Origin of the sequence: Novosphingobium marinum (genome assembly GCF_013408095.1) — a bacterium.
Lineage (GTDB): Bacteria > Pseudomonadota > Alphaproteobacteria > Sphingomonadales > Sphingomonadaceae > Novosphingobium > Novosphingobium marinum.
The window spans coordinates 123,584-148,666 of record NZ_JACBZF010000004.1; the positions used below are offsets into that span (position 1 = coordinate 123,584).

Below are 25,083 nucleotides of genomic sequence, written 5' to 3' on the forward strand. Positions count from 1 at the left end.
ACGAATGCGCGGAATTATCGCGAGCATGGCGCTGGCTGTTGCCGGCGCGGCCGGTATTGCCGCATCGCCTGCAGAAGCCCGCTCGCGCGCCGAGATCGAGCGGTGCGCGGCGCTCCAGCCGATCGACGAACGCCAGATCGTCCGCCAGACGGGCGTCGAGATACCGCGCAATCCCCGCGGTCTGCGCCGTGCGCTCGAACGCACCATCGATTCGAATCGCCAGGTGCTCGCGGTCGAAACACTGAGCGGCAAGACCTATTGCCTCGACATTCGCCGGATGGCCTCGATCTCGAAGCTCGACATGAAGCAGGACGGGCGCTTCGTCACCTTCGACTGGGAAGGCTACGCGCCGAACGGCTATCGTTCCGATGGAGCGATACTGATCGACCGCTGGGGCGACGGGCGGCATGTCGACGTTGGCGGAACACCGGGTTTTTCGCCTTCCGGACAGCTCGTGGCGGCGGTGCACCAGTCGAATTACGCCTTCACCGCGCTCGAGGGCCTCGGTATCTGGCGGATTTCGCCCGGCGGCATCGAGGAAGTCGCGCACGTTATCAACATGCCGCAACTGTTGGACTGGCGGGTCGACGGGTGGCGCGGCGAGAATTGCCTCATCCTTTCGGGGGTACGGTTCAGTTCGGTCCCGCTCGAAGTCGGCGATCTCTCGCAATATCAGCGACTTCAGTACGTGGCGCGCCAGAACGGTGCCAGCTGGGAAGTCACCTATGCCCAGACCGGCGGCTGCCCCGGCTGAGTTCGCTTCCGGGCAGTAGTGACCTTGCCTTAAATCAATTTACGTAAGACAATAAGTGTGTAAACGGATCGCTCCGGCGGCCCGCGCGTGCCCGCGCGGCCGCGTCGCGACCGGCACGGAGGAAACTTGGAAGATCAGCGCGAGAAACCGCCGTTGCGCATCGGAGACAGGGTCCCCGGCTTTGCCGCGCGCAGCACGCAAGGACCCGTCGAGCTTGCCCAGTTCCGGGGGCGATGGCTCATCCTGTTTTCGCACCCTGCCGATTTCACGCCGGTATGCACGAGCGAGTTCGTCGCGCTCGCGAGCGCCGCGGACCGGTTCCGCGCGCTCGATTGCGCGCTGATGGGACTGTCGGTCGACAGCCTTTACGCCCACATCGCCTGGATTCGCCTGATCTGGGACAGGTTCGGGGTTCGCGTAGACTTCCCGATCATCGAGGACCCGACGCTGGAGATCGCCCGCGCCTACGGGATGCTAGGGCGCGAGGCCTACGACGCGGCATCGGTGCGCGCGACCTACTACATCGACCCGGACGGCATCCTGCGCGCGACGGCCTGCTACCCGGTGACGGTCGGTCGCTCGATCGACGAGATGCTGCGCATCCTCGCCGCGCTCCAGCGCGTGCAGGACGGAACCGCGCTCGCGCCTGCCGACTGGAAGCCCGGTTGCGACTTGCTGAGGACACCCGAGGAGCAGATCGAAAAGGCGCTTTCGCCCGAGGGATCGGCGGACTGGTTCTATTCCACCATCCCGGACACGTCCGGGTCGGGGAGCGAGCGATGACCGGCGACGACGCCGCGCAACTCGAGGAGCGCGCCGAACTGTTGCGCGCGCTCGGCCATGCGACCCGACTCCAGATCCTCGGCACGCTTGCCGGTCGCGAGCTTTCGGTGGGCGACATCGAGGGCGAGACGGGGATCGGACAGCCCGGCCTGTCGCAGCAGCTTGCCGTCCTGCGCAAGGTGGACCTCGTCTCCACCCGGCGCGACGGCAAGCAGGTGATCTACAGCCTGGAGGCGGACAGGTTGCGCGAAGTAGCCCGGTCGCTGGCCGGACTGGCCGGTATCGAGCAGGGCGAGCGCGGGGAAAGCCATGCCGAACGCCTGCGGCGCGGCGGCGGGGCGGCAGTGTTCGCCAAAGTGGGCCAGGACCGGTTCAGCCCTTGAGCCAGAACCGCAGGAGGTAGGCGACCGCGCCGAGCACGGTCACGCTCGCGCCCCAGATCGCCGCCATCCAGGCAAGTCGCTTCCACAGCGGCGCGCGGTCCGCATCGAAAGCGTCCGCCTCCGGGGCGTCGACCTCGACGCGCGGCGGCGGCGTCTTGCTCAATGGTAACCCTCGTCGCCGACCTTGCCGCGAAACACCCAGTAGGCCCACGCGGTGTAGGCGATGATCAGCGGCATCGTGATCGCGACGCCGACCAGCATGAAAACCTGGCTGCGCTCGGGCGCGGCGGCGTCCCAGATGGTCACGTCCGGCGGCACGACGTAAGGCCACATGGTGAAGCCCAGCCCCGCCATGCCGAAGAAGAACAGCAGCAGGGACAGCCAGAACGGCTTGCTGTTCCGGTCCTTCGCCACCGCGCGCAGCATCGATACGGCAACGATCGCGGTCAGGATCGGCACCGGGGCGGCGAAGTAGATTTCCGGCTCGGTCAGCCAACGCTCGGCGTATTCCGCGTTGAGGAAGACGTTGTAGAGGCTGACCGTGCCCATCAGCACGAGCGTCGCCCACGCCGTACGCTTGGCGAGCTTTCGCGCATGCGCCTGCGGCGGCCCTTCGAGTTTCCAGATCAGCCACGCCGCGCCGAGCAGCGCATAGCCGGCAACGGTGCCGAGCCCGGTCAGCAGCGTGTAGGGCGTGAGCCAGTCGAACCAGCTGCCGGCGTAGGCGCGATCCTCGACGGTGATGCCCTGCAACAGCGCGCCCAGCGTCATCCCCTGCGCCAGCGCCGCGGCGAGCGAGCCGAGCGTGAACGCGCCGTCCCAGAACGGCCGGTGGGCCGGATCGCGCCAGCGGTACTCGAACGCGACACCCCGGAAGACGAGGCCGAGAAGCATCGCGATGATCAGCGGATAGGTGGCTGGCAGGACGATCGCGTAAGCAAGTGGAAACGCTGCGAACAACCCGCCCCCGCCCAGCACCAGCCAGGTCTCGTTCCCGTCCCAGACGGGCGCTATCGAATTCATCGCCTTGTCGCGCTCCGGCCCCGGATCGAATGTCGGGAACAGGATGCCGATGCCGAGGTCGAACCCGTCCATGACCACGTAGGCAAACACCGCGAAGGCGATGATGAAGGCCCAGATGACCGTCAGGTCGAAATTTACCGCCATCAGCGCAGCTCCCTGTCGGCGACGGCTTCGCCCTTGCTTTCGCGGGTCGGGTCCTGCGTCGGTCCGGGCGTGATGCCCGCGGTGCGGATCGGACCCGTATCGCCCCGCTTGACGCCGACTTCGCCGGTGTGGGGAACCTTGCCCATCAGCCGCAGGATGTACCATGTGCCGATGCCGAAGACGGTGAAATAGACGACGACGAAGGCCAGCAGCGAAGTCGCCACCGCCGGCGCTGCAAGCGGCGCGACCGCGTCCTCTGTCCGCAGCAGGTTGTAGACGACGAAGGGCTGGCGTCCGACTTCGGTGGTGATCCAGCCGGCAATGACCGCGACGAAGCCCGATGGCGCCATGACGAGAGCGGCGCGGTGCAGCAACGGCCAGTCATAGAGCTTGCGCCGCAGCCGTGCGAGCAGGCTCCAGGCCCCGAGACCGAGCATGGCGAAGCCGATCGCGACCATGATCCGGAACGACCAGAACACGATCCCTACCGGCGGCTCCTCGTCGTCGGGTATCGTGTCGAGCCCGGCCAGCGGCGCATCGAGATCGTGCTTGAGAATGAGCGAGGAGAGCTTCGGAATCTCCAGCGCGTACTTCACTTCCTTCGCCTCGCTGTCGGGAATGCCGAACAGGATGAGCGGCGCGCCGTCCGGATGGCTTTCGAAATGCCCCTCCATCGCCATGACCTTCTGCGGCTGGTGCTCGAGCGTGTTGAGCCCGTGCATGTCGCCCGCGAAGATCTGGACCGGCGCGACCAGCGCGGCCATCCACATCGCCATCGAGAACATCTTGCGCGCGTGAACGCTCGTCCGGTCGCGCAGCAGGTGCCATGCGCCCACCCCGCCGACGACGAAGGCGGTGGTCAGGTACGCGGCGATCACGGTGTGGACGAGGCGGTACGGAAAGCTGGGGTTGAAGACGATCTCCAGCCAGGAATCGCCGGGAAGGTACTGGCCGTTGCCGCCCATGACATGGCCGACCGGCGTCTGCATCCAGCTGTTGACGGACAGGATCCAGAAGGCCGAGATGAACGTGCCCGCCGCGACCATGCAGGTCGCCGCGAAGTGCAGCTTGCGTCCCACCCGGTTCATCCCGAACAGCATCACGCCGAGAAAGCCCGCCTCGAGGAAGAACGCGGTCAGCACCTCGTAGGCCATAAGCGGACCGATCACCGGCCCCGCCTTGTCGGAGAAGACCGACCAGTTGGTCCCGAACTGGTAGGACATGACGATGCCCGAGACGACGCCCATCGCGAACGCGATCGCGAAGATCTTCAACCAGTACCTGAACAGGTCGAGGTAGACCGACTTGCCGGTTTTCAGCCACAGGCCTTCGAGCACCGCGAGATAGCTCGCCAGCCCGATCGAGAACGCCGGGAAGATGAAATGGAAGCTGACGGTGAACGCGAACTGGATTCGCGCCAGCAGCACGGCGTCTAGGGCTTCGAACATTGCGAGCCGTTCCTTAGCCGATCAGCGGACAAAGCGACACTGCACAGGATGCAAGTCAGCTTGCCTTCCTGCATCCTGCGACTTGCGCCAGCGATAGAACGTCTTTTCTGAGATGCCGACTTCGCGGCAGCTTTCGACCACGCCCTTGCCGCCGGCCACGAGGCGGACGATGCGGCGGCACTTTTCCTGCTTGTCGGGAATGGCGTTCACAGCACCGCGCTCCCGCTCTGCCAGAGCATGTACGCAGCGACCACGAAGATGAGGGCGGCGAAGACGGTGGTCAGCTGCCCCTGCCCCGAAAGCCGCTTGGCAAGCATCGTGCCGCCATAGCCGCCGGCGACGCCGCCCGCGATGAAAACGGCGGCGAGTACCCAGTCGACAAGGCCCGAAAGCGCGTAGTTGAACGCTGTCGTCAGCCCGAAGGCGGTGACCGCGACGAGGCTCGTGCCGACCGCGTTGATCACCGGCATCGAAGTCGAGGCGACGAGGCCCGGAACGATGAGGAAGCCGCCGCCGATCCCGAAAAAGCCGGAGAACACGCCAGTGCCCAGTCCGTAGCCGAGAACCCTGGGCGCATTCGTGCGGTTGCACTGCGCACCCGGAATGCCCGGGTTGTTGCGTCCGCGCAGCATGAGCACGCCTACCGCGATCATCACCAGCGCGAACAGGAACAGCAGCTTCTGCCCGTCGAAATTCTTGCCGAGCGTCGAACCGGCAAGCGCGCCGACAATCCCCGCGCTCGCGTACATTGCCCCGCAGCGCCACTTGACCGTGTGCTCGCGCGCGTGGCTGAGGAGGCCGGAGGCGGCGTTGACCGCGACGGCGAGCGCGCTGGTCCCGATGGCGACATGCGGGCTGCGCACGCCGACGAGGTAGACCATCAGCGGCACGGCAAGGATCGAACCGCCGCCGCCGACAAGGCCGAGCGTGAAGCCGACGAGCACGCCCGAAAGGCCGCCGAGCGCCAGATGGAGGGTGTCGATCACCGTCGTTGTCCGGTCAGTAGAGCGGCATGGGGTTCACGAGCCATTCGCGCCCCTTCAGCATGCCGTGCCAGTAGATCGGCGGAAGAGCGTCGGCCTTGAGGTGCCAGGCAAGCCGCGAGGGCTTCGTCCCGTTGATCAGCCATTTCGGCAAAGTGGGCGAAACCTTGCCGCCATAGGCGAACTCGGCGAGCACGATCTTGCCTCGCTCGACGGTCAGCGGGCAGCTTCCGTAGCCGTCGTAGCCTGCTTCCGGCTCACGCCCGGCAAGCGCGGCAAGGACGTTGACGGCGACGACCGGCGCCTGCTTGCGCGCGGCGGCGGCGGTCTTGGCATTGGCCGTATTGCCGCAATCGCCCAGCGCGAAGACATCCGGGTAGCGCGTGTGGCGCATGGTCGCCTGGTCGATGTCGACGTAGCCTGCCTCGTCTGCGAGGTCGCTCGCGGCGACGAGGGGATGTCCCTTCTGCGGCGGGCAGACGTGGAGCATGTCGAAGCGGCGGGTCACTTCGCCGCTTTCGGTGCGGAAGGTCGCTTCGCGCGCCGGCCCGTCGACCGCGACGAGGTTCGAGCCGAAGTTGAGGCCGATGCCGTAGCGATCGACCGTTTCCATCAGCGCCGGGACGTAGTCGGGCACGCCGAACAGTACGCTGCCCGCATTGTGAAACTCGACTTCGATGCTGCCGAGGTGTCCCGCCTTCTCCCACTCGGAGCACGACAGGTACATCGCCTTCTGCGGCGCGCCGGCACACTTGATCGGCATCGGCGGCTGCGTGAACAGCGCGCGGCCCGACTTTATCTGCTGGACGAGACGCCAGGTATAGGGTGCCAGGTCGTAGCGGTAGTTCGACGTCACGCCGTTCCTGCCGAGCGCCTCCTCGAGCCCAGTGATTTCCTCCCAGGCGAGGCGATTGCCGACCGCGACGACGAGGACATCGTAGCCGACCTCCCCTCCGCCATCGAGGTGCACCGTCTTGTTCTCGGGGTCGAAGCCGGCCGCGCCCGACCGGATCCACTTCACGCCCCCGGGCATGACTTCGGCCATGGGGCGAGCGGTCTGGTCGAGCGTGAAGACGCCGCCGCCCACCATGGTCCAGCCGGGCTGGTAGAAATGCACCGCGCTCGGCTCGACGATGGCGATGTCGAGGCCGGGCCTGCGCCTGATCATCGAGGCTGCCGTCGCGATGCCCGCCGAGCCGCCACCGACTATCACGACGGAATGGCGTGCGGTGCCGCCAGGTCCGATCGGCGCGCTGCGCACCAGTTCGGCCAGCTGGCGCGAACGGTTGCCGGTGCGGCAGAAGGCAAGCACCGGCTCGGGAAGCCCGGACAGGGCGTCGGCGAAGGCACCCGCCTGCAACTCGGCCGTCATGCCTCCGCCGACCGGGATGTAGCGCGTCTCCAGCCCCGCCGCCTTCGCTGCGGCCTCGATCGCGGACCATGCGGGCTGGCCGGGTTCCTCGTCGTCGGGGCGGTTGCAGATCAGCGAGCGGAAGCCGTTTTCCTCCAACGCGGCAATGTCGTCGAGGCCTAGCTGCCCCGCCACCGCAAGGCGGGGCGTCACGAAATCGATCTGCATGTCTTCGGTCCTTTCAGCCCTGCCCGCGGCTTTCGGTCATGCGGAAGATGGCCATGCCCGCGAGCATCGCCGTCACGAAGACGAGCGCGGGCAGCGGGTTCACCGCCAGCGAGGAGATGGCCGGTCCGGGACAAAGGCCGGAGAGTCCCCAGCCGATGCCGAAGAGCACCGCGCCGCCGATCAGCCTGCCGTCGAGCCGGGTCGTGCCGGGAAGCGCGAAGGCGTCTTCGCAGACGGGCGCGCGCATCCGGCTCTGGATCGCCCAGGCCACCGCCATGATGATGACCGCGCCGCCCATGACGAAGGCCAGCGTCGGGTCCCAGCTTCCGAAGAAATCGAGGAAACCGCGCACGCGTGCCGGGTTCATCATGCCGGAAATCGCAAGGCCCGCTCCGAAGAGCGTACCGCTGACGAGCGAGACGATGGACGTGCGCATCACCAGCCTCCCCCCGCCGCGTTGACGATGGCGACCGTCGCCACGCCGCTTGCAATGAACGTCAGGGTCGCGACGATCGACCGGCGGCTGAGCCGCGACATGCCGCACACGCCATGTCCGCTCGTGCAGCCGCTGCCGAGCCGCGTGCCGAAGCCGACTGCGATGCCGCCTGCGACCAGCCACCATAGCGACGGCGGGAAGGTCGCCTCGATCGTGCTCACCGCCCCGACGACGATCGCACCGGCGATCAGGCCGAGCACGAACAGGGCGGCGGTGAAGCGCGAAGGCCCGCTGTCCGAAAGGCCCGTCGCGCGCGCCGTCAGGCCGCTGACGCCCGCGATGCGGCCCGCGCCGAGCAGCATCAGCGCGGCGGCGAGGCCGATCATGATGCCGCCGATGAAGCCTTCGAGCGGCTGCGCCTGGGGAAATGCGGCGAGCATCAGACCGCGTTCACCGGGATCTTGATGTAGCTGACGCCGTTGTCCTCCGGATCGGGCAGGCGTCCGCCGCGCATGTTTACCTGGACCGACGGCATGATGAGGTTCGGCATGGCGAGCGTCGCGTCGCGCTCGGTCCGCATCTTGACGAACTCGTCCTCGCTCACCCCGTCGCGCACGTGCACGTTCTCGTCGCGCTGCTGGCCGACCGTCGTCTCCCATGCGTAGACGTCGCGGCCCGGCGCCTTGTAGTCGTGGCACAGGAACAGCCGCGTCTCGCGCGGGAGCGAGAGAAGCCGCCGGATCGACTGGAAAAGCTGCCGCGCATCGCCGCCCGGAAAGTCGGCCCGCGCAGTGCCGAAATCGGGCATGAAGATCGTGTCGCCGACAAAGGCTGCATCGCCGATGACGTAGGCCATGTCGGCGGGCGTGTGCCCCGGCACGTGCATGGCTATGGCATCGAGCTCGCCGATCGCGAAGGTATCGCCGTCGACGAAAAGATGGTCGAATTGCGAGCCATCGCGGGCGAATTCGGTCCCGGCGTTGAACATCTTGCCGAAGACGTCCTGCACCCGGATGATGTCGCGCCCGATGGCGAGCTTTCCACCGAGTTTCTGCTGCAGGTACGGCGCTGCCGACAAGTGATCGGCGTGGGCATGCGTCTCGAGCAGCCACTTCACTTTCAAATTCTTGCTATTGATATATTCGATGATGAGGTCGGCGGACGAGAAGGTCGTACGGCCCGACGCGGAGTCATAATCGAGCACCGAATCGATAATCGCCGCCTCGCACGTGGCGGGGTCGTGCACGACATAACTGACAGTATACGTGGCCTCATCGAAAAAGCCTGCAATCGTGGGCTTCTTGGCCCTGATTTCATTGGCCTGGCCAACGATCGCGGTCGCTTGTCCGACCACGTCGTCACCGGTCTGCTTGCTGGACATCGCATTTCCTCTCGCGAAATCACTTTACGAAACTATGTATATGTATATTTTGCGAGGCGTCAAGTGTGCAAGGTGCGCTCCGGCTGCGCCGGGCGGGTCAGAGAAAGCGGCGCACCTCGGCCACGAAGCGTTCGGTCCGGTCGTGATGAACCCAATGGCCGGCACCGTCGAACAGCACGGTCCGCGCATCGCGGAAGTGCGCCGCGCGCCCGTCCTCTTGGGGGTTGGAAGCCCAGCTTTCGGCGCCATAGACCAGCAGGACCGGGCATTCGACCGCACGCCAGAACGCCTCGCGGTCGTGAAGTGGCGTCTCCCCGGGAGAGGGGTCGCGCGCCCGGTCGTCGAATTTCCAGCCGAAAGTGCCGTCGGGATTTTCGCGCACGCCATGTTCCGCCAGATGCCGCGCGGTCTCCACGGGCAACCGGGGATGCATCGCCTTCATGCGCGCCACCGCCTCCGCGATCGAGCCGTAGCGACGCGGCGTTCGGGCCAGGTTGCGCGCGCGCCGGTCGAACCAGTTCCGCCAGCGCCGCGCCACCGGCTCCGCCTCGCGCTTGCGCGAAATCGCCGGAGAGGAGCCCAGCCCCTCTATGGCGACGATCCGGCGCGCTTTCTCGGGATATAGCGCCGCGTAGCGCAGCAAGATCGCCGCGCCGAGCGAATGGCCGACGAACGTCACGTCGCCGCCACCCAGGTGCTCGATGAACCGGGCAAGGTCGAACACATACTGAGCAAATCCGTAAGCGCCATCGGGCGACCAGGCGCTGTCGCCGTGTCCCCGCAGGTCGATCGCCACCACGTGCCACTCTTCCCGCAACACGCGCGCGACGTCGTCCCAGCTGCGCGCATGGTCGAGCTGGCCGTGGACCAGCACCAGCAGCGGCGCGTCCCGGTTGCCCCAATCGACGTAGTTCAGCGCTAGGCCTTGCGAGGTGAAACTGAAGCGCGCGGGATCGTGCTCGGCCATCGCATCGTTCTAGGGCGGAATTGCCGACAGGCAAGCAAACGGACTGGCGCGCGGGCCACGGCGCGGTATCAAGGTGGCATGACCGATTTCGTAGGCCCGACCTCGCACAGCTTCGTCTCGCAGCGCACCCGGCTCCATTACCTCGACTGGGGCAACCACGAAGCGCCGCCGCTGATCCTTGTCCACGGCGGGCAGGACCACGCGCGTACCTGGGACTGGACGGCAGAGGCGATGCGCCGCGACTATCACGTCATCGCGCCCGACCTGCGCGGCCACGGCGACAGCGAGTGGTCCTCGGACGGCAGCTACGGCATCCTGTCGTGGGTATTCGACCTCGCCCAGCTAATCGACGACCTTGGGCTTGCGCCCGTCAACATCGTCGCCCATTCGCTCGGCGGCGCGATTTCGCTGCGCTACACCGGGCTGTTCCCCGACAAGGTGCGCAAGCTCGTCTCGATCGAGGGCAGCGGCGCGGTCCCGCGAAAGATTCACGAATACATGTCGGCCCCGGTCGAGGAACGGCTGACCCGCTGGATTGCCGAGCGCCGGCGACTGGCGAAACCGTCGTATCGCTATCCCGATGTGCCCAGCGCCATCGCGCGCATGCGCGAGGCCAATCCGACGCTGACCGCCGAACAGGTCCGCCACCTCGCGCTCCATGCCGTGCGCCGCAACGAGGACGGGACGTTCAGCTGGAAGTACGACCGCTACACCCGCAACCTGGCGTCCTTTGCCCTCTCCGATGCCGACAGCATCCGGTTGTGGCAGCAGATCGAGTGCCCCGTGCTGCTGTGCTGGGGAAACAAGAGCTGGGTCGACGATCCGAACAGCGACGGCACCGCAAGGCATTTCAGGGACGTGCGAACAGCCGAATTCGACGCCGGCCACTGGCTGCACCACGATTGCTTCGACGATTTCGTGGCCCTCGTCCGCCGCTTCCTTGCCGAGGGCTGAGGCCATGCGCGCCAAGCCAGATTGACCGCCCCGCACCGCTGTGGCAATCGCCGGCCACGCCGCCGCTGCGCGCGGGTGTAGCTCAATGGTAGAGCAGCAGCTTCCCAAGCTGACGACGAGGGTTCGATTCCCTTCACCCGCTCCAATAAAATCAATGCCTTACGGCGTTGAGCCCATCAGATCCTTCCAACATTTCGCGAAAATCGGGCAAAAATCCTTCCAACATGGGCGATTGTTGGAAGACCTAGATTAAGCCCTTGAAAGCTTTACTAAACAACTAAATCAGCAGAAGCCTCCTAAGCTTAGCTGCCTTACCGATGGGTTCGGATAGTGTTTTTCTGAATCACAACGAACATCCTTCGATCGTTGTCGCCATTGCCGCACTCCCATTCGTGCAAGATGAGCGAAAGCGCCTTTCGCAATCGCTCGACCGCCCGAGATTCGCGACACTTTTCAAACCGCAGAATGCTTAGTGTTTTGAATCGCCGTTGTCCGACACCGGCCCGCTGGGCGATAGACTTGAAGTCGGAGTCAAAGGTAACCAAGATCGCATGGTTCGCTTGGGCTACAGCCGCAACGAGAGTGTCTTTCGAACCCTTCGCAATGCGGTCTTCGAGAAAGATGACTTCGTAGCCCTCTTCTTGAAGAAACCTGCCGACGCTTCGAGGGACACCCTCGTCCAGAAAAAAGCGCATTACTGGCGCGGCGTTCACGCTGCCTTTTCGAGCTTATGCTTTAAAGCTGCGCGAACATCCTTCGCCGTCAAGCGAGGATACTCATCGATAATCGCTTCAATCGAGAACCCATCCTCGTGCAACCTCTGGATCGAGATCACCGGTATCCTTGTTCCGGAGATGATTGGCGCTCCACGATGGACGCCCTTCTCCACGACTACCTTCCCGAAATCTCCACGGTCGCGAGACTTCATCGCACGAATTTCATCTCCAGTCTCAGCGATTATCTCTACGAGTTCATATTCTTCTACATACTGCCCAGACACGACCTCTCGTGCTCGACCAGTTTCAGGTTCATCGAAGACGACCTTCCTATCCCAAACACGCAATTTTGTTTGGGTCCAAAGATCATCTCGGAGGTGTGAAAGCCGTTCTGCAACCTTTCGCAGATGCTGTAGCGGCACGCCATTGCGCACTCGCAGCATCTCTAGCGTACGGAGGGCAACGATATCCTTAAACGAGTAAAACTTGCCGTAAGGCCCAGGAGCATTCGCAATAAAGCTTGGTGCGAAAAACCCAGTCTTCGCCCAATAGCGTAGACGCCCTATGGAAAGGCTCGTCAGTTTGCTGGCTTGGTCTTCGCTAAAGGCAGCAATGACGTTGTCGATATCGAGCATCACTCCCTCCTATCAAAGCTTTGGCAAAATCGCCTTTGGGTCGAAGTGCTATCGAATGCACCGCCCCCGGATGAAGCACTGTCTTGGCAGCTACGCAAGCATGATCCTTCCAACAAAGTAGGCAATATTATCGAAAATTGGAAGGTTTTCGTCCCGCAAACCCGCAGAAATGCGTCAACCTGCCACCTTCCCAAGCTGACGACGAGGGTTCGATTCCCTTCACCCGCTCCACGCAAGCACTGGACGAATCCCCCCGAGACATAATATTACGCCGCTTTGAAATCGGAGCGACGGCACATGACCTCGTCGACGGCCTGGGACAGGATCGACCAAAACAAGTTCGCGGACGAGGAGACGGTTGTCGCCGGGCTGCTCGACAAGGTTCCGCTCGACCCCGACGAGCGCCAGCAGGTCTGCGCCGAGGCCGTGAGGCTGGTCGAACGGGCGCGGCAGGCGGGGGCGCACGGAGGGCTTGTCGAGGGATTCCTGCAGGAGTTCTCGCTCGGCTCGGCCGAAGGCACCGCGCTCATGTGCCTTGCCGAGGCGCTGCTGCGCGTTCCCGACAGCAAGACGCGCGACCGGCTGATCGCCGAGAAGATCGGATCGGCGAACTGGGCCAGCCATCTCGGCCAGTCGGAAAGCATTTTCGTCAACGCCTCGACCTGGGGGCTGATGCTGACCGGCCGCCTCGTCCGCCACGACGAAGAGGCCGAGGAGGATACGGCCGGCTATGTGCGCCGGCTTGCGGGGCAGCTTGGCGAACCGGTGATCCGCCGCGCGGTGGCCACTGCCGTGCGCATCATGGGCGAGCAGTTCGTGCTGGGCCGCACCATCGGCGACGCGCTTGCGCGGGCGCGGCGCGAACACATCGTCTGCTCTTTCGACATGCTCGGCGAAGGCGCGCGCACCGATGGCGACGCCGAGCGCTATGCGAAGATCTACGGCGATGCGATCGATGCCGTCGGCAAGGCTTCGGGCGCCAGCGGACCGGAAGCGGGCCACGGCGTCTCGGTAAAGCTGTCGGCGCTCTGCCCCCGTTACGAGGCAGTGCATGAAGAGCGTGTGTTCGACGAGCTTTACCCGCGCCTCCTGACGCTGGCGCAAAAGGCCGCCGCGCACGACCTCAACCTTGCCATCGATGCCGAGGAGGCCGACCGCCTCACCCTGTCGCTCAAGCTGCTCGGACGGCTTGCGCGCGAGGAATCGCTCGATGGCTGGACCGGCCTCGGCTTCGTCGTCCAGGCCTATCAGAAGCGCGGCCTCGAAGTGATCGGCGCGCTCGACGACCTTGCCCGCGAAACCGGGCGGCGGATCATGGTGCGCCTCGTCAAGGGTGCGTACTGGGACAGCGAGATCAAGCTGTCGCAAGTGGCCGGGATGCCCGACTACCCCGTATTCACCACCAAGGCGGCGACCGATGTCTCCTACATCGTGTGCGCGCAGGCGCTGATCGACGCCTCGCCCCGCCTTTACCCGCAATTTGCGACGCACAACGCCCATACCTTCGAGGCGGTGCGCTTCATGGCGCGCCGCGCGGGCGTTCCGATCGAACACCAGCGGCTGCACGGCATGGGCGAATCGCTCTACGAGGGCGCGCAGCAGCTTCACGGCGACCTCATGGTCCGCACCTACGCGCCGGTCGGCGGGCACGAGGAACTGCTGCCTTACCTGGTCCGGCGGCTGCTCGAGAACGGAGCCAACAGCTCGTTCGTGCACCTGCTCCTCGACGACGAGGTGCCCGCCGAGCACGTCGCCAGCGATCCCGTCGCCGAACTGCTTGCAGGGCCGAAACGTCACCCGCGCATCCCGCGCCCCGCCGACATCTACGGCGCCGAGCGGGCCAACCCGCCGGGGCTCGACTGGAGCCAGCGGGCGATGCGCGAGGCCTCGCTCTCGGCGATCGGCGGCCTTGCCAGCCAGGACCTTCGCGCCGGGCCGATCATCGGCGGCAAGCTGCGCGAGGGCGAGACTACCGACATCCGCAATCCGGCCGATACCCGGCAGAAGCTGGGCCAGGTGGCGGCGGCTACTCCCGAACATCTCGACGAGGCGGCGGCGCTGGCAAGAAAGGCGCAAATCAAATGGGACCGCAAAGGCGGCATCGAGCGCGCCGTCACCTTGCGCGCGATGGCCGATGCGCTGGAAGGCGCGCGCGACCGGCTGCTCGCGCTGCTGACGCTGGAGGGCGGCAAGACCGGCCCCGACGCGGTCGCCGAGTGGCGCGAGGCGATCGACTTCCTGCGCTATTACGGAAGGCTGGCCGAACGGCAGTTCGCCGGGCTGGAGCGACTTCCCGGTCCGGCGGGCGAACGCAATTTCTTTCGCCACATGGGGCGCGGCACGTTCGCCTGCATATCGCCGTGGAATTTCCCGCTCGCGATCTTCACCGGGCAGATCGCCGCGGCGCTTGCCGCGGGCAATGCCGTGATCGCCAAGCCTGCCGAGCAGACCCCGCTGATCGCCGCCGAGGCAGTTCGGCTGTTCCACAAGGCGGGGCTCGACCCAAACCTGCTTCACCTGCTGCCGGGCGAGGGAACGGTGATCGGATCGGCGCTCGTCGCGCATCCGGGGATCGACGGCGTCGCCTTCACCGGCGGCACGACCACGGCGCGGGTCATCAACCTGTCGCTGGCCGGGCGCGAGGGGCCGATCCTGCCCTTCATCGCCGAGACCGGCGGCCTCAACGGCATGTTCATCGATACCAGCGCGCTGCGCGAACAGGTGATCGACGACGTGCTGCATTCGGCCTTCGGCTCGGCGGGCCAGCGCTGTTCGGCGCTGCGCGTGCTGTTCGTTCCCGCCAGCAAGGCCGACGCGCTGCTCGAAGGACTGGCCGGCGGGCTTGCCGCGCGCGTCGTCGGCGATCCGGCGCTGGCAAGGACCGATATCGGACCGGTAATCGACGGCGAGGCACTGGAGGCGCTCGAAGCGCACGTCCGGCGGCTGGAACGCGAGGCGCGCATCGTCGCGCGCCACCCGGTCGCGAACGACAAAGGGCATTTCTTCGCCCCGACCATTGCCGAAATCGACGCGCCCGACTTCCTCGACAAGGAGGTGTTCGGGCCGATCCTGCACGTCTGCCGCTATCGCGCCGGGCAACTGGAGGAGACCGCGCGGCGCTTCGCGGCGAGCGGATACGGCCTGACGCTCGGCATCCACAGCAGGCTCGAGGGGTTTGCAAAACGAATCCGGAACTACGTCCCGGCAGGCAACGTCTACGTGAACCGCACGATTACCGGGGCGGTCGTCGGCGTGCAGCCGTTCGGCGGGCTGGGGCTTTCCGGGACCGGCCCCAAGGCGGGCGGGCCGAATGCATTGCTGCGCTACGCCAACGAGCAGGCGATCTCGCGCAACATCATGGCAGAAGGCGGCGATCCCGCCCTGCTCAAGCTGTAAGGGTAGCCGGTCTCAGGCGAAGAAGATGAAGTTCCAGCCCGCATCGGCGTCGCTGGCGACATTTCCGTCGAGGAACAGCGGTTCCTCGAACGCTTCAAACAGCTCGCTGAGCGCGTCGGTACCGACGAGGACGTCGTCCCCGGCCTTCGCCTTGTCGTCTTCGAAGATGAACTCTTCCGCCATTCCCGTCACCGTCAGATTCGCATTGTCGCTTGCGAGGCGCGCCCTTTAGCGCGTTCCGTCACCGATTTCGATAGGCCATTTCGCAAAATCTTGCGGACAGTTGCAATTGCGTCGCTTCGTGCGACGCAATTGCGGCAATCATGTCCATGACTTCGGGAAACTGGAGCGGGCGAAGAGATTCGAACTCTCGACCCCAACCTTGGCAAGGTTGTGCTCTACCCCTGAGCTACGCCCGCTCTGGCGTTTCGCGGTCCGCTGCGTGAAGCTGTCCGGACCGGGGTGAGGCGCGCGGTTAGCATCGGTCCCGGTGCCCTGCAAGCGGAAAATCGCCTGCCCGCAGGGCTTTCGCCCCGATCTTGCCGCTGCCCCGCTTTCACCCTTCACAATTGGCCGGAAAGGCCCAAATTGGTTCCTGAACATACGGCAACCGAACGGAGGAATCGCCTTGGCTAGCGCTGGTCTCAGCATCGACGAACAGAAGGCGGTGGAACGCTTCCGCACGCAAGTCGCAGAACCGTCGATGACGAAGCTCGTCATCCTCGATTTCTGGGCCGAATGGTGCGGGCCGTGCAAAGCGCTGGCACCCGTGCTCGAAAAGGTCGCCGCCGAATATGCCGACAAGGGCGTCGTGCTTGCCAAGGTGAACGTCGACGAGGAACAGTTCATCGCCTCGCAGTTCCAGGTGCGCTCGATCCCGGCGGTGTTCGCACTGTTCCAGGGACAGCCCGTGGCCGACCTGACCAATGCCCGCAGCGAATCGCAACTGAAGGGCGCGCTCGACCAGTTGCTGGAGAAGCTGCCGGTCGAGGCAGGCGCGGCGATGCCCGGTCAGGAACAGCCGCAGCAGGACATCGCGCCGTTGCTCGCAATGGGCGACGAAGTGCTGGCGGGCGGCGATGCGGAACGCGCCGCCTCGATCTTCGCGCAGATCGCCGAGATGGCGCCCGACAACGCCGAGGCACACGGCGGTCTCGCGCGCGCCCTGATCGAGGCCGGCATGTATTCGGAGGCGGAGAGCCGACTTGCCGCCCTTCCCCCGGAAGTCGCCGACGATCCTGCGATCGAGCGCGCGCGGTCCGCGCTTCAACTTGCGCTCGACAAGCCCGACGACACCGAGCTCGAGAACCTGCGCAAGGCCGCCGCCGAGCGTCCCGCCGACATGGACGCGCAGCTTTCGTTCGCGACCGCCGCATTCGCCGCCGGCGAGCGCGACGAGGCCGCCGACACGCTCCTGACCATGATCGAAACCGACCGCGAATGGAACGAGGGCGCGGCGAAGGCGAAGCTCCTCCAGATTTTCGAGGCGGTCGGGCTGGAGGACCCCTGGGTTGCGGCGAAGCGGCGACGGCTTTCCACGATCCTGTTCGGTTAAGGCCGGCGCATGGCCGGCAAGGCGCAACGCATCACGATCTTTCCGCTGTCGGGCGCGGTGCTCTATCCCGGACTGCAATTGCCGCTCCACATCTTCGAGCCGCGCTATCGCGCGATGGTCAGCGACTCGCTCGCGCGCGATCGCCGGATCGGGATGGTCCAGCCGCAGCGGCCCGAGGAGGGTGCGCCGCTCTTCGCGATCGGATGCCTTGGGCGGATCGACGATGTCGAGGCGCTCGAGGACGGACGCTTCAACATCGTGCTCGGGGGAGAGAAGCGTTTTCGCATCGTCGGCGAACTCGATGTCTCCACCCCCTTCCGCCAGGTCGAGGCCGAACTGATCGAGGAACCGGCGGGCGAGCACCTCGCGCCGGTCGAGCGCGCCGGGTTCGAGCGCGAGGCTCGCCGGTTCGCCGACGCGCTGGGCTACGGGGTCGACTGGGAATCGGTCTCGCGGCTCGACGACGTGTCGCTGATCAACGGGGTCAGCCAGGTCGTGCCCTTCGACAACGCGGCCAAGCAGGCCCTGCTCGAGGCACCGGACGTCGCAGCGCGGTGCGAGCTTCTCGTCCAGCTCATGCAGTTCTTCCGGCGCCGCGGCGACGACGACGACAGCGAGACGATGCAGTAGCGAAGAAGCTCAGGCGAGGATCGTGCCGCGCAGGCCGTCGATCACGTATTGCGCGGCGAGCGCGGCGAGGAGCACGCCAAGCAGCCGGGTGATGACCGCCTCCACCTTGTCTCCCAGCAGCCGCATCAGCGGCCCCGCCGCGACCAGCGCCACCAGCGTGACGATCAGCACGGCGGCGAGAGCGCCGAGGATGACGAGCGTCGCCTCGGTCCCCTGTGCGCGGGACATCAGCAGCATGATCGTCGCGATCGATCCGGGTCCGGCCAGCATCGGCATCGCCATGGGGAAGACCGAGACGTCCTCGACCTCGTCGGCGATCAGCTTTTCGGCCCGCTCCTCGCGCCGCTGCGAGCGCTTCTCGAAGACCATTTCCAGCGCGATGAGGAACAGCATGATGCCTCCCGCGATGCGAAAACTGTCGAGCTGGATGTGCAGCGCGGCAAGCAGGGCCTCCCCGAAGATCGCGAAGACGAGCAGGATCGCCGCCGAGATGAAAGTCGCGCGGATCGCCATCGCGCGTGCCGCCCTGGGCGCGGCGTTGCTAGTCAGCCCCGCGAAGATCGGCGCACAGCCGGGCGGGTCGATCACCACGAAAAGCGTGATGAACGCGGAAACGAACAGTTCGATCATTCAGCCGGTGCAGCTTTGCGCCGGTTTGCCGTTGGAACCGAGCGGAGGATCGACACGGCGCGTGACGACGGTTTCCATCGCCTGCCTTTCCGCATCGTAGACGCTGACGGTAACGATGCGGCCGCACCACGGATCGACGCGGGTCGACCAGCGCAGGGTGCCGTCCGTGCTCGCGCCGCCGCGCTGGATGCCCTCGACCGGATCGGCGGCGGCGAGCGCGGGCGGCAGCGGGCCGCAATCGGCAACGGTTCCCGCCAGCATCTCGGGGGTTTCGAGCGGCTTTGCCAGCTTGCCCGTATCGCGCATCACCCACTTGTACTCGCCGTCGGGCTGGAGCTGCCAGACGCCGACGAAGTAGCCCCTCGTGCCGTCGCTGCCCTGCCATGCGCCCTCTGCCGCGCCGAGCGTGCCGTCGCAGCTTACCCACGAGACGTGCGGCCGCCATGCATCGGGCTTGACCGGGTTCGGCCTGCCGTTCAGCCACTGGCGCGCGAGCACCGGCTGCGGCACGAACATCACCGCGCCTTCCGCCGCGAAATCGCCCAGCGCGGTCCATTGCCCGTCGGCCTCGGCCAGCAGGTTGGCGGCGACTTCGGCGCCGATGATCTCGGTGGGATTGGCGTAGGACTTGCCGGCGACCTGCGAGGCGGGCCCGGCGATCTGCTTCTGCGCGGAGCCGGACTGCGGACCGGCGGCGCAGCCGGCGACCAGCAGCGCGAGCGGCAGCGAAAGGGCGGACAGGCGGGACGGGACAGACTGGCGAGACTCGGCAAACCTCATAGCGATCCTTCCTCCAACGCGATCTTCTCGTTGCGGTGCGCTGCGACGATGGTGTTGCGCAGCAGGACCGCGATTGTCATCGGGCCGACTCCGCCCGGCACCGGCGTGATCGCACCGGCCACCTTCGCAGCCTCGTCGAAATCGACGTCGCCGACAAGCCGCGTCTTGCCTTCCCCGGCAGCGGGGACGCGATTGATGCCGACGTCGATCACCGTCGCGCCGGGCTTGATCCAGTCGCCCTTCACCATCTGGGGCCTGCCGACCGCGGCGACGACGATGTCGGCGCGCCGCACGACTTCGGGCAGGTCCCGCGTCCGGCTGTGCGCCACGGTCACGGTGCAGCTGGCGGCGGTGAGGAGCTGCGCCATCGGCTTGCCGACGATGTTCGAGCGCCCGACGACCACGGCATCAAGGCCCGAAAGGTCCCCCAGCCGGTCCTTGAGCAGCATCATGCAGCCGAGCGGCGTGCAGGGCACGAAGCCGGGCTGGCCGACCGCGAGGCGGCCCGCGTTGACGACATTGAAGCCGTCCACGTCCTTGTCGGGATCGATCGCGGCGATGACCTTCAGCTCGTCCATGTGGTGCGGCAGCGGCAGCTGGACGAGGATGCCGTCGACGGCGGGATCGCGGTTCAGCCGCTCGACCAGTTCGAGAAGCTCGGCCTCCTGCGCCCCGGCGGGCAGGCGGTACTCGAAGCTTTCCATGTTGCAGGCGATGGTCTGCCTGCCCTTGTTGCGCACGTAGACCTGGCTCGCGGGGTCTTCTCCCACCAGCACGACGGCAAGCCCGGCCTTTCGTCCGGCAGCCTTCGCGAACGCGGCGGCGACTTCGCCGACCCGCTCGCGAAGGCCGGCGGCAAAGGCCTTGCCGTCGATCAGGTCCGCGCTCACGCCATCGACCTCGCCACGTTGGTGAGGACGATCAGCAGGATTTGCAGGATGATGATGAGCACGAGCGGCGAGAAGTCGATCGAACCTGTGCTGGGCAGCACGCGCCGGATCGGTCTCAGCACCGGTTCGAGCAGCGAGTTGATCGAGGTGTAGACCCCCATGATGAACTGGTTGCTCGTGTTGATCACGTTGAAGGCAAAGAGGAGACCGATCACGAACTGGATGATGATCAGCATGACCAGCACGTTGACCAGGAGATCGACGATCTGGATGAGGGTATAGAGAAACAAGGGGTGGACCTTCGCTATGAAAGGATGGGCGTGTTTTGCCTTCCCCTAGCCGACCGGGTGCGCGCCCGGCAAGCGCATGTGCGTGCGGCTTCAGCGGGCTGGCGTGCTTTCAACGATGCGCCAGGAAAGCTGTTCCTCGCTCGCGCCCGGCACGTCGTTCGCACGGCGCAGCCTGATCGTGCCTTCCTGCACTGTCCGCTCGCCGTCGCGCAGCGTCGCCGGAACCTCGTAAAAGAGCGACCCTGCCGCCCCCTCGACTCTGCCCCTGCCGGTGACGAGAAGAGGCTCCGAAAGACTTGCATACATGTTCTCGAGCCGCTCGGCGGTCATCCCGCGCGAGGCGCGCCATGCCTGAGCGGCGGCGGGCCAGTCGCGCGCCCGGATCGCGCTGGCGTAGAACCGCAGCAGCCGGTCGGGATCGTCGCGCGAACGAAGCGCCGCGAAATCGAGCATCGCTGACGGCACGCGCGGGCTCTCGCTAGCGATGCCCGAGGGCACAGCATCGAAGTTGTCGTGAGGCGAGGATGACACCCACTGACGCTCGGGCGGCGCGGGAAGGTTCGCGGGATCGCCTTCCTCGCTGACGGTCACGAGCTCGTCGGACGGGTCGCCTTGCTGCCCGCATCCTGTGGCCAGTGCCAGCAGCGCGAGCGAAGCCATTGCCGCGCGGATCATGCCGCCCGGATCAGCGTGCCCGCGCCCTGCGACGTGAACATTTCGAGCAGCATCGCATGCGGCACGCGGCCGTCGAGCACCACCGCCGCCTCGCACCCGGCCTCGACCGCGTGGATGCAGGTCTCCAGCTTGGGAATCATGCCGCCCGATATCGTGCCGTCGTCCTTCATCCGCCCGATGTCGGCGGGCGTCAGGTCGGTGAGGAGCGTGCCCTGCTTGTCGAGCACGCCCGACACGTCGGTGAGCAGGAACAGCCGCGCCGCCCCGAGCGCGGCGGCGATCGCGCCCGCCATCGTGTCTGCGTTGATGTTGTAGGTCGCGCCGTCCTCGCCAGCCGCGATGGGAGCGATCACCGGGATCATTCCGGAAGCGGAGATCGTCTCGATGATGCGCGTGTCGACATGGTGCGGCTCCCCGACGAAGCCGAGATCGAGCACCTTCTCGATATTGCTGTCCGGGTCGCGGCTCGTCCGGCTGAGCTTGCGCGCGGTGACGAGACCGCCGTCCTTGCCCGAGATGCCGATCGCCTTGCCGCCCGCGCCCGAAAGCCAGCCGACCAGTTCCTTGTTGATCGATCCCGAAAGGACCATCTCGGCAACCTGCGCGGTCGCCTTGTCGGTGACCCGCAGGCCATCGACGAAGCTCGATTCGACGCCGACCTTCTTGAGCATCGCGCCGATCTGCGGGCCGCCGCCGTGGACGACGACGGGGTTTATGCCCACCGCCTTCAGCAGCACGACGTCCTGCGCGAAATCGTGCGCAAGGTCGGGATCGCCCATCGCGTGGCCGCCGTACTTCACCACGAAGGTCCGCCCTTCGTAGCGCTGGAGGTAGGGCAGCGCGTCGACGAGGGTTTCGGCCTTGGCCAGCATGGCGGGATCGTTGGCAGCGCTCAAAGGAAGATCCTCCGGTCGAGATGGCGGCCGAGGGCGACCGCGAACTGGATGAGAAAGGGCACGAGGACGAGGCTGAGGACGACCTTGGCCATCATCTGCCCGGCAAGCAGCGGCGCAATGGGAAACTCGCCCCAGAATGCCACCGTGATGAAAATGAGGGTGTCGACCACCTGGCTCAGCGCCGAGGCGATACCGCCCCGGATCATCAGCCACAGGCTGCCCCCGTCGCCCGCCCCGCGCAGCCGCGAGAAGATCGCCACGTTGAGCATTTGCGATACGCCGTAGGCAAGCGGGCCAGCCGCCATGATCCGGAGGTTCTGCGACAGCACCTTGTCGAAGGCGGCCAGCCAGTCGGCGGGCATCGTCTGCGCGGCCGGAAGCTGCAGGACGAGCGCGATCAGTGCCATCGAACTCAGGAGCGGCAGGAAACCCCACAGCACGAGCTTGTTGGCGATCTCCCGCCCGTGGAGCTCGGCCACCGCGCTCGACAGGATGACGAGGACGAGGAAGGCGAAGATTCCGGACTCCACCGCAAGCGGGCCGAGCGCGACCTGCTTGAACCCCAGCACCCCGGCGATGACCGTCATTCCCCCGTAAAGCAGCGCATAGACGAACAGCGACCGGGCGATGGCGGGCTTGTCGATCAGATCCATTCGCGCGCGATAGCCGCTGGCGTGCCCGTAGGAAAGTGGGGCAAACCGGCGTGCGCCCCTCGCGCTGATCGCAATCGGGCCTTAAGAACCGTTTGCGAAGGCCAATCCCGGAGTACGCCCGCGCCATGTCCATCCTGTTCAGCCTGGTCGGCATCGCGCTGATCCTGGCTGTCGCCTTCGCGCTGTCATCGGACCGCAGTGCCATAAGGCTGCGCGTGGTCGGCGCCGCGTTCGCACTGCAGGCCGGGTTCGCCGCGCTCGTCCTCTACGTCCCGGCAGGCCGCGCGGTGCTGCGCGGAGCCGCCGCCGGGGTGGAGAGCCTGCTCGGCTATGCGCAGGCCGGCGTGAACTTCCTGTTCGGCCCGCTTGCCTCGCCAGAGATCGGCGGCACGAGCTTCGCCATCGCCGCGCTGCCGGTAATCATCTTCTTCGCGTCGCTCATCTCGATCCTCTACTACCTCGGCATCATGACCCTCGTCATCCGCTGGATCGGCGGCGGGCTCGAGAAGATCACCGGCATCAGCAAGGTCGAAAGCCTGTGCGCTGCGGCCAACATCTTCGTCGGTCAGAGCGAATCGCCGCTGGTGATCCGGCCCTACCTCGCCGCGCTTGCACCCTCGCAGCTCTTCACGGTGATGACCGTTGGCCTTGCCGGCGTCGCGGGGACGATCCTCGCGGCCTACGCCAGCATGGGAATCCGGATAGACTACCTCGTCGCGGCGGCCTTCATGTCGGCGCCGGGGGGCATCCTCATGGCCAAGATGATCATGCCCGATCCGCGCATCGCATCCGATCCGGAGAGCGCCGATGCCGTCGCCGCGGAGGAGCCTCCGCCCGCCGGGATGACCGCCGCCGCGCTCGACCGCGCCGACGTCAACCTCCAGCCCGGCGTCCACCCCGACGAGCCGGTGGCGGTGGAGCACGACGAGGAGCGGCCGGCGAACATCATCATGGCCGCGGCGCAAGGGGCGCAGACGGGGGTGAAGCTTGCCGTTGCGGTGGGTGCGATGGTGCTTTCCTTCGTCGCGCTGATCGCGCTCGCCAACGGCATCGTCGGCTGGATCGGCGGGCTGTTCGGGATCGGGGGCCTCACTTTCCAGCAGATCATCGGCTATGTCTTCGCACCAGCGTTCTGGCTCCTTGCCGTGCCCGACTGGGGCGAGGCGATGCGCGCGGGCGGGCTGTTCGGCACCAAGATCGTGCTCAACGAATTCGTCGCCTTCATCGAGTTCGGCGCGATGGAGGGCCTGTCGGAACGGACCGTGGCAGTGGTGACCTTCGCGCTGTGCGGGTTTGCGAACTTCTCCTCGATCGCGATCCAGATGGCGGTGACCGGGGGGCTTGCCCCCAACCAGCGCCCGATGATCGCCAGGCTCGGCATGAAAGCGCTCGCCGCCGGGAGCCTGTCCAACCTGATGAGCGCGGCGCTGGCCGGGCTGTTCCTCGGGCTGTGACGGCGCTGGACATCTTCTCCGAGCCGGACGGCGCGACGATGGCGCTGGTGGCGCTGTGGTCGCTCGTCATCTTCTGGGCGGGCTACCGCCTCGGCGGCGCGCGCGAGCAGCGGGGCCACCCCTACGACCGCGACAGGATGCAACCGCCGCGCATGCCGCTCGATCCGCCGACGCTCTCGGCCGAGGCGCGCGCGGAGATCGAGGCCGCGATCCTGGCGGGCGAGAAGATCGAGGCAATCCACCTCATGCGCCGCCACACCGGGCTGGGCCTTGCCGAATCGAAAGGCCAGGTCGAAGTGCTGGCCAGCCGCCTCAAGGCCGCCGGCCGGCTCTGAAACCTTATTCGCCCGCGACGCCGGTTGGCTCGACGGGTACCGCTACGTCCTCGACTTCGGAGTCCGGCAGCGTCACGGGCACCTGCTCTTCGGCGGCCATCGACTGGCCGAGCTCGGTATCGCTGGTCTTGCTCATGTCGACGTCGGCGGGATCGGGGCCGGACGCGGTATAGACGATCCACGCGACGACGAGGATCGCAAGCGCCGCGATCATGACGATCCAGAACTTGTTCTTCGGTTGCGGAGCGGGGTCGGCCATGGTTTCCTCCTGTTGGCGTTTCAAGAGCAACGCCGCGTCCTTGCGGCAGGTTCCGTCTCGCTGGACGGGTGACAACCGGCAACACCTGTGTTAGAAAAGCCACATCGCACGCACACTTGCATGTAAGCGCGTGCGACCGGGAGATACGCCGCCGGGCCGCAAGGTCCCGCCGCGCTTCCGCTTACGTTACTTCTGGAGCCTCCTTCTTGGACCTCAACGAACTCTACGCACGACACCAGACCTCGCTGATCCGCGCTGCCGACACCGACGACGACAGCGAGCGCGATCGCCACAATGCCGAGGCCGACGCGATGGCCTCGTGCATCGAGGAACGCCGCATCGCCCGCGGGGCCCGCGCCGCCCCTCTGCTGCCGGCCGAGCAGGTCTGAACCTCCTCGCGCATCGGGGCGTGACGTCCGCGCCCCGATGACGTAGCCTGCTGCCCAGGCAACAC

The 25,083-nt window shown here is 66.3% G+C and carries 31 protein-coding genes and 2 tRNA genes; 11 read left to right on the top strand and 22 right to left on the bottom strand.

The window, feature by feature from the left end:
* Positions 1-4: 4 nt before the first annotated feature.
* The 3 genes from FHS75_RS12005 to FHS75_RS12015 all read left to right on the top strand — a co-directional run bounded on the left by FHS75_RS12005 (position 5) and on the right by FHS75_RS12015 (position 1,920).
* Positions 5-754 carry a hypothetical protein gene (locus FHS75_RS12005; RefSeq protein ID WP_179407935.1) on the top strand — a complete coding sequence of 250 codons (750 nt, stop codon included), beginning with the start codon at positions 5-7 and terminating at the stop codon, positions 752-754.
* Between the two features lie 126 nt (positions 755-880).
* Positions 881-1,537, top strand: a complete 657-nt coding sequence (locus FHS75_RS12010) for a peroxiredoxin (protein ID WP_179407936.1) — start codon at positions 881-883, stop codon at positions 1,535-1,537.
* Positions 1,534-1,920 carry an ArsR/SmtB family transcription factor gene (locus FHS75_RS12015; protein WP_179407937.1) on the top strand — a complete coding sequence of 129 codons (387 nt, stop codon included), beginning with the start codon at positions 1,534-1,536 and terminating at the stop codon, positions 1,918-1,920. The genes FHS75_RS12010 and FHS75_RS12015 overlap by 4 nt, the downstream gene beginning before the upstream one ends.
* On the opposite strand, the gene FHS75_RS18265 is transcribed toward FHS75_RS12015, so the two are convergent.
* The 10 genes from FHS75_RS18265 to FHS75_RS12065 all read right to left on the bottom strand — a co-directional run bounded on the left by FHS75_RS18265 (position 1,910) and on the right by FHS75_RS12065 (position 9,881).
* Positions 1,910-2,083: a DUF2474 domain-containing protein gene (locus FHS75_RS18265; RefSeq protein WP_179407938.1), complete on the bottom strand. Its 174-nt coding sequence runs from the start codon at positions 2,081-2,083 to the stop codon at positions 1,910-1,912. The two genes, FHS75_RS12015 and FHS75_RS18265, sit on opposite strands and share 11 nt — an antisense overlap.
* A complete protein-coding gene (gene cydB, locus FHS75_RS12025; protein ID WP_179407939.1) occupies positions 2,080-3,087 on the bottom strand; it encodes a cytochrome d ubiquinol oxidase subunit II in 1,008 nt (335 codons plus the stop codon). The genes FHS75_RS18265 and cydB overlap by 4 nt, the downstream gene beginning before the upstream one ends.
* Positions 3,087-4,535: a cytochrome ubiquinol oxidase subunit I gene (locus FHS75_RS12030; RefSeq protein ID WP_179407940.1), complete on the bottom strand. Its 1,449-nt coding sequence runs from the start codon at positions 4,533-4,535 to the stop codon at positions 3,087-3,089. The genes cydB and FHS75_RS12030 overlap by 1 nt, the downstream gene beginning before the upstream one ends.
* A 21-nt stretch (positions 4,536-4,556) precedes the next feature.
* Entirely contained in the window at positions 4,557-4,745 is a 189-nt protein-coding gene (locus FHS75_RS12035) for a helix-turn-helix domain-containing protein (protein WP_179407941.1), read from the bottom strand.
* Entirely contained in the window at positions 4,742-5,521 is a 780-nt protein-coding gene (locus FHS75_RS12040) for a sulfite exporter TauE/SafE family protein (RefSeq protein ID WP_179407942.1), read from the bottom strand. Before FHS75_RS12040 ends, FHS75_RS12035 begins: the two co-directional genes overlap by 4 nt.
* Before the next feature lie 13 nt (positions 5,522-5,534).
* Positions 5,535-7,097 carry a bifunctional protein tyrosine phosphatase family protein/NAD(P)/FAD-dependent oxidoreductase gene (locus tag FHS75_RS12045; RefSeq protein ID WP_179407943.1) on the bottom strand — a complete coding sequence of 521 codons (1,563 nt, stop codon included), beginning with the start codon at positions 7,095-7,097 and terminating at the stop codon, positions 5,535-5,537.
* 13 nt (positions 7,098-7,110) lie between these two features.
* On the bottom strand, positions 7,111-7,533 hold the full coding sequence (locus FHS75_RS12050) for a DUF6691 family protein (RefSeq protein ID WP_179408123.1): 423 nt from the start codon (positions 7,531-7,533) through the stop codon (positions 7,111-7,113).
* Positions 7,533-7,973, bottom strand: coding sequence for a YeeE/YedE family protein (locus FHS75_RS12055; protein ID WP_179407944.1), 441 nt, complete (start codon positions 7,971-7,973; stop codon positions 7,533-7,535). Before FHS75_RS12055 ends, FHS75_RS12050 begins: the two co-directional genes overlap by 1 nt.
* On the bottom strand, positions 7,973-8,914 hold the full coding sequence (locus tag FHS75_RS12060; RefSeq protein WP_179407945.1) for an MBL fold metallo-hydrolase: 942 nt from the start codon (positions 8,912-8,914) through the stop codon (positions 7,973-7,975). Before FHS75_RS12060 ends, FHS75_RS12055 begins: the two co-directional genes overlap by 1 nt.
* Before the next feature lie 97 nt (positions 8,915-9,011).
* Positions 9,012-9,881: an alpha/beta fold hydrolase gene (locus FHS75_RS12065; protein WP_179407946.1), complete on the bottom strand. Its 870-nt coding sequence runs from the start codon at positions 9,879-9,881 to the stop codon at positions 9,012-9,014.
* A gap of 78 nt (positions 9,882-9,959) precedes the next feature.
* On the opposite strand from FHS75_RS12065, the gene FHS75_RS12070 reads away from it, so the two are divergent.
* Together FHS75_RS12070 and FHS75_RS12075 are read left to right on the top strand one after the other, a co-directional pair.
* Positions 9,960-10,835, top strand: a complete 876-nt coding sequence (locus FHS75_RS12070) for an alpha/beta fold hydrolase (protein ID WP_179407947.1) — start codon at positions 9,960-9,962, stop codon at positions 10,833-10,835.
* Positions 10,836-10,906: 71 nt separating this feature from the next.
* A tRNA-Gly gene (locus FHS75_RS12075) sits at positions 10,907-10,980 on the top strand.
* A gap of 166 nt (positions 10,981-11,146) precedes the next feature.
* Here the strand turns inward: FHS75_RS12075 and FHS75_RS18270 are convergent.
* Together FHS75_RS18270 and FHS75_RS12085 are read right to left on the bottom strand one after the other, a co-directional pair.
* Entirely contained in the window at positions 11,147-11,530 is a 384-nt protein-coding gene (locus tag FHS75_RS18270) for a DUF5615 family PIN-like protein (RefSeq protein WP_188710066.1), read from the bottom strand.
* A 14-nt stretch (positions 11,531-11,544) separates the two neighbouring features.
* Positions 11,545-12,186 (bottom strand): DUF433 domain-containing protein, encoded by a 642-nt coding sequence (locus FHS75_RS12085; RefSeq protein WP_179407949.1) that lies wholly within the window; start codon positions 12,184-12,186, stop codon positions 11,545-11,547.
* A 297-nt stretch (positions 12,187-12,483) separates the two neighbouring features.
* Between FHS75_RS12085 and putA the strand changes: the two genes are divergently transcribed.
* A complete protein-coding gene (putA, locus tag FHS75_RS12090) occupies positions 12,484-15,582 on the top strand; it encodes a bifunctional proline dehydrogenase/L-glutamate gamma-semialdehyde dehydrogenase PutA (protein ID WP_179407950.1) in 3,099 nt (1,032 codons plus the stop codon).
* A 12-nt stretch (positions 15,583-15,594) separates the two neighbouring features.
* Here putA and FHS75_RS12095 read toward each other — a convergent pair whose 3' ends face one another.
* Both FHS75_RS12095 and FHS75_RS12100 read right to left on the bottom strand, forming a co-directional pair.
* On the bottom strand, positions 15,595-15,765 hold the full coding sequence (locus FHS75_RS12095) for a hypothetical protein (protein ID WP_179407951.1): 171 nt from the start codon (positions 15,763-15,765) through the stop codon (positions 15,595-15,597).
* A 161-nt stretch (positions 15,766-15,926) separates the two neighbouring features.
* Positions 15,927-16,001, bottom strand: a tRNA-Gly gene (locus FHS75_RS12100).
* Positions 16,002-16,210: 209 nt separating this feature from the next.
* Here FHS75_RS12100 and FHS75_RS12105 point away from each other — a divergent pair.
* Both FHS75_RS12105 and FHS75_RS12110 read left to right on the top strand, forming a co-directional pair.
* On the top strand, positions 16,211-17,137 hold the full coding sequence (locus tag FHS75_RS12105; protein ID WP_179407952.1) for a tetratricopeptide repeat protein: 927 nt from the start codon (positions 16,211-16,213) through the stop codon (positions 17,135-17,137).
* Positions 17,138-17,146: 9 nt separating this feature from the next.
* On the top strand, positions 17,147-17,767 hold the full coding sequence (locus tag FHS75_RS12110) for an LON peptidase substrate-binding domain-containing protein (protein ID WP_179407953.1): 621 nt from the start codon (positions 17,147-17,149) through the stop codon (positions 17,765-17,767).
* A gap of 9 nt (positions 17,768-17,776) precedes the next feature.
* Here the strand turns inward: FHS75_RS12110 and FHS75_RS12115 are convergent, their stop codons facing one another.
* The 7 genes from FHS75_RS12115 to FHS75_RS12145 all read right to left on the bottom strand — a co-directional run bounded on the left by FHS75_RS12115 (position 17,777) and on the right by FHS75_RS12145 (position 22,581).
* Entirely contained in the window at positions 17,777-18,397 is a 621-nt protein-coding gene (locus FHS75_RS12115; RefSeq protein WP_179407954.1) for a MarC family protein, read from the bottom strand.
* Positions 18,398-19,177: a hypothetical protein gene (locus tag FHS75_RS12120; protein ID WP_179407955.1), complete on the bottom strand. Its 780-nt coding sequence runs from the start codon at positions 19,175-19,177 to the stop codon at positions 18,398-18,400.
* Complete coding sequence (gene folD, locus FHS75_RS12125) at positions 19,174-20,067, bottom strand: bifunctional methylenetetrahydrofolate dehydrogenase/methenyltetrahydrofolate cyclohydrolase FolD (RefSeq protein ID WP_179407956.1); 894 nt, start codon at positions 20,065-20,067, stop codon at positions 19,174-19,176. The genes FHS75_RS12120 and folD overlap by 4 nt, the downstream gene beginning before the upstream one ends.
* On the bottom strand, positions 20,064-20,357 hold the full coding sequence (locus FHS75_RS12130; protein WP_179407957.1) for a YggT family protein: 294 nt from the start codon (positions 20,355-20,357) through the stop codon (positions 20,064-20,066). Before FHS75_RS12130 ends, folD begins: the two co-directional genes overlap by 4 nt.
* A gap of 90 nt (positions 20,358-20,447) precedes the next feature.
* Positions 20,448-21,032 carry a hypothetical protein gene (locus FHS75_RS12135; protein ID WP_179407958.1) on the bottom strand — a complete coding sequence of 195 codons (585 nt, stop codon included), beginning with the start codon at positions 21,030-21,032 and terminating at the stop codon, positions 20,448-20,450.
* The gene (argB, locus tag FHS75_RS12140; RefSeq protein ID WP_373285017.1) at positions 21,029-21,904 is read right to left on the bottom strand and encodes an acetylglutamate kinase; all 876 of its coding nucleotides are present in this window, start codon (positions 21,902-21,904) and stop codon (positions 21,029-21,031) included. Before argB ends, FHS75_RS12135 begins: the two co-directional genes overlap by 4 nt.
* Before the next feature lie 20 nt (positions 21,905-21,924).
* The gene (locus tag FHS75_RS12145) at positions 21,925-22,581 is read right to left on the bottom strand and encodes a queuosine precursor transporter (RefSeq protein WP_179407960.1); all 657 of its coding nucleotides are present in this window, start codon (positions 22,579-22,581) and stop codon (positions 21,925-21,927) included.
* Positions 22,582-22,706: 125 nt separating this feature from the next.
* Between FHS75_RS12145 and FHS75_RS12150 the strand changes: the two genes are divergently transcribed.
* Together FHS75_RS12150 and FHS75_RS12155 are read left to right on the top strand one after the other, a co-directional pair.
* Positions 22,707-24,035: a NupC/NupG family nucleoside CNT transporter gene (locus tag FHS75_RS12150; RefSeq protein ID WP_179407961.1), complete on the top strand. Its 1,329-nt coding sequence runs from the start codon at positions 22,707-22,709 to the stop codon at positions 24,033-24,035.
* Positions 24,032-24,370 (top strand): hypothetical protein, encoded by a 339-nt coding sequence (locus FHS75_RS12155; RefSeq protein ID WP_179407962.1) that lies wholly within the window; start codon positions 24,032-24,034, stop codon positions 24,368-24,370. The genes FHS75_RS12150 and FHS75_RS12155 overlap by 4 nt, the downstream gene beginning before the upstream one ends.
* Before the next feature lie 4 nt (positions 24,371-24,374).
* Here the strand turns inward: FHS75_RS12155 and FHS75_RS12160 are convergent, their stop codons facing one another.
* The gene (locus FHS75_RS12160; RefSeq protein WP_179407963.1) at positions 24,375-24,629 is read right to left on the bottom strand and encodes a hypothetical protein; all 255 of its coding nucleotides are present in this window, start codon (positions 24,627-24,629) and stop codon (positions 24,375-24,377) included.
* A 206-nt stretch (positions 24,630-24,835) separates the two neighbouring features.
* On the opposite strand from FHS75_RS12160, the gene FHS75_RS12165 reads away from it, so the two are divergent.
* Positions 24,836-25,018 (top strand): hypothetical protein, encoded by a 183-nt coding sequence (locus FHS75_RS12165; RefSeq protein WP_179407964.1) that lies wholly within the window; start codon positions 24,836-24,838, stop codon positions 25,016-25,018.
* Positions 25,019-25,083 lie beyond the last annotated feature (65 nt).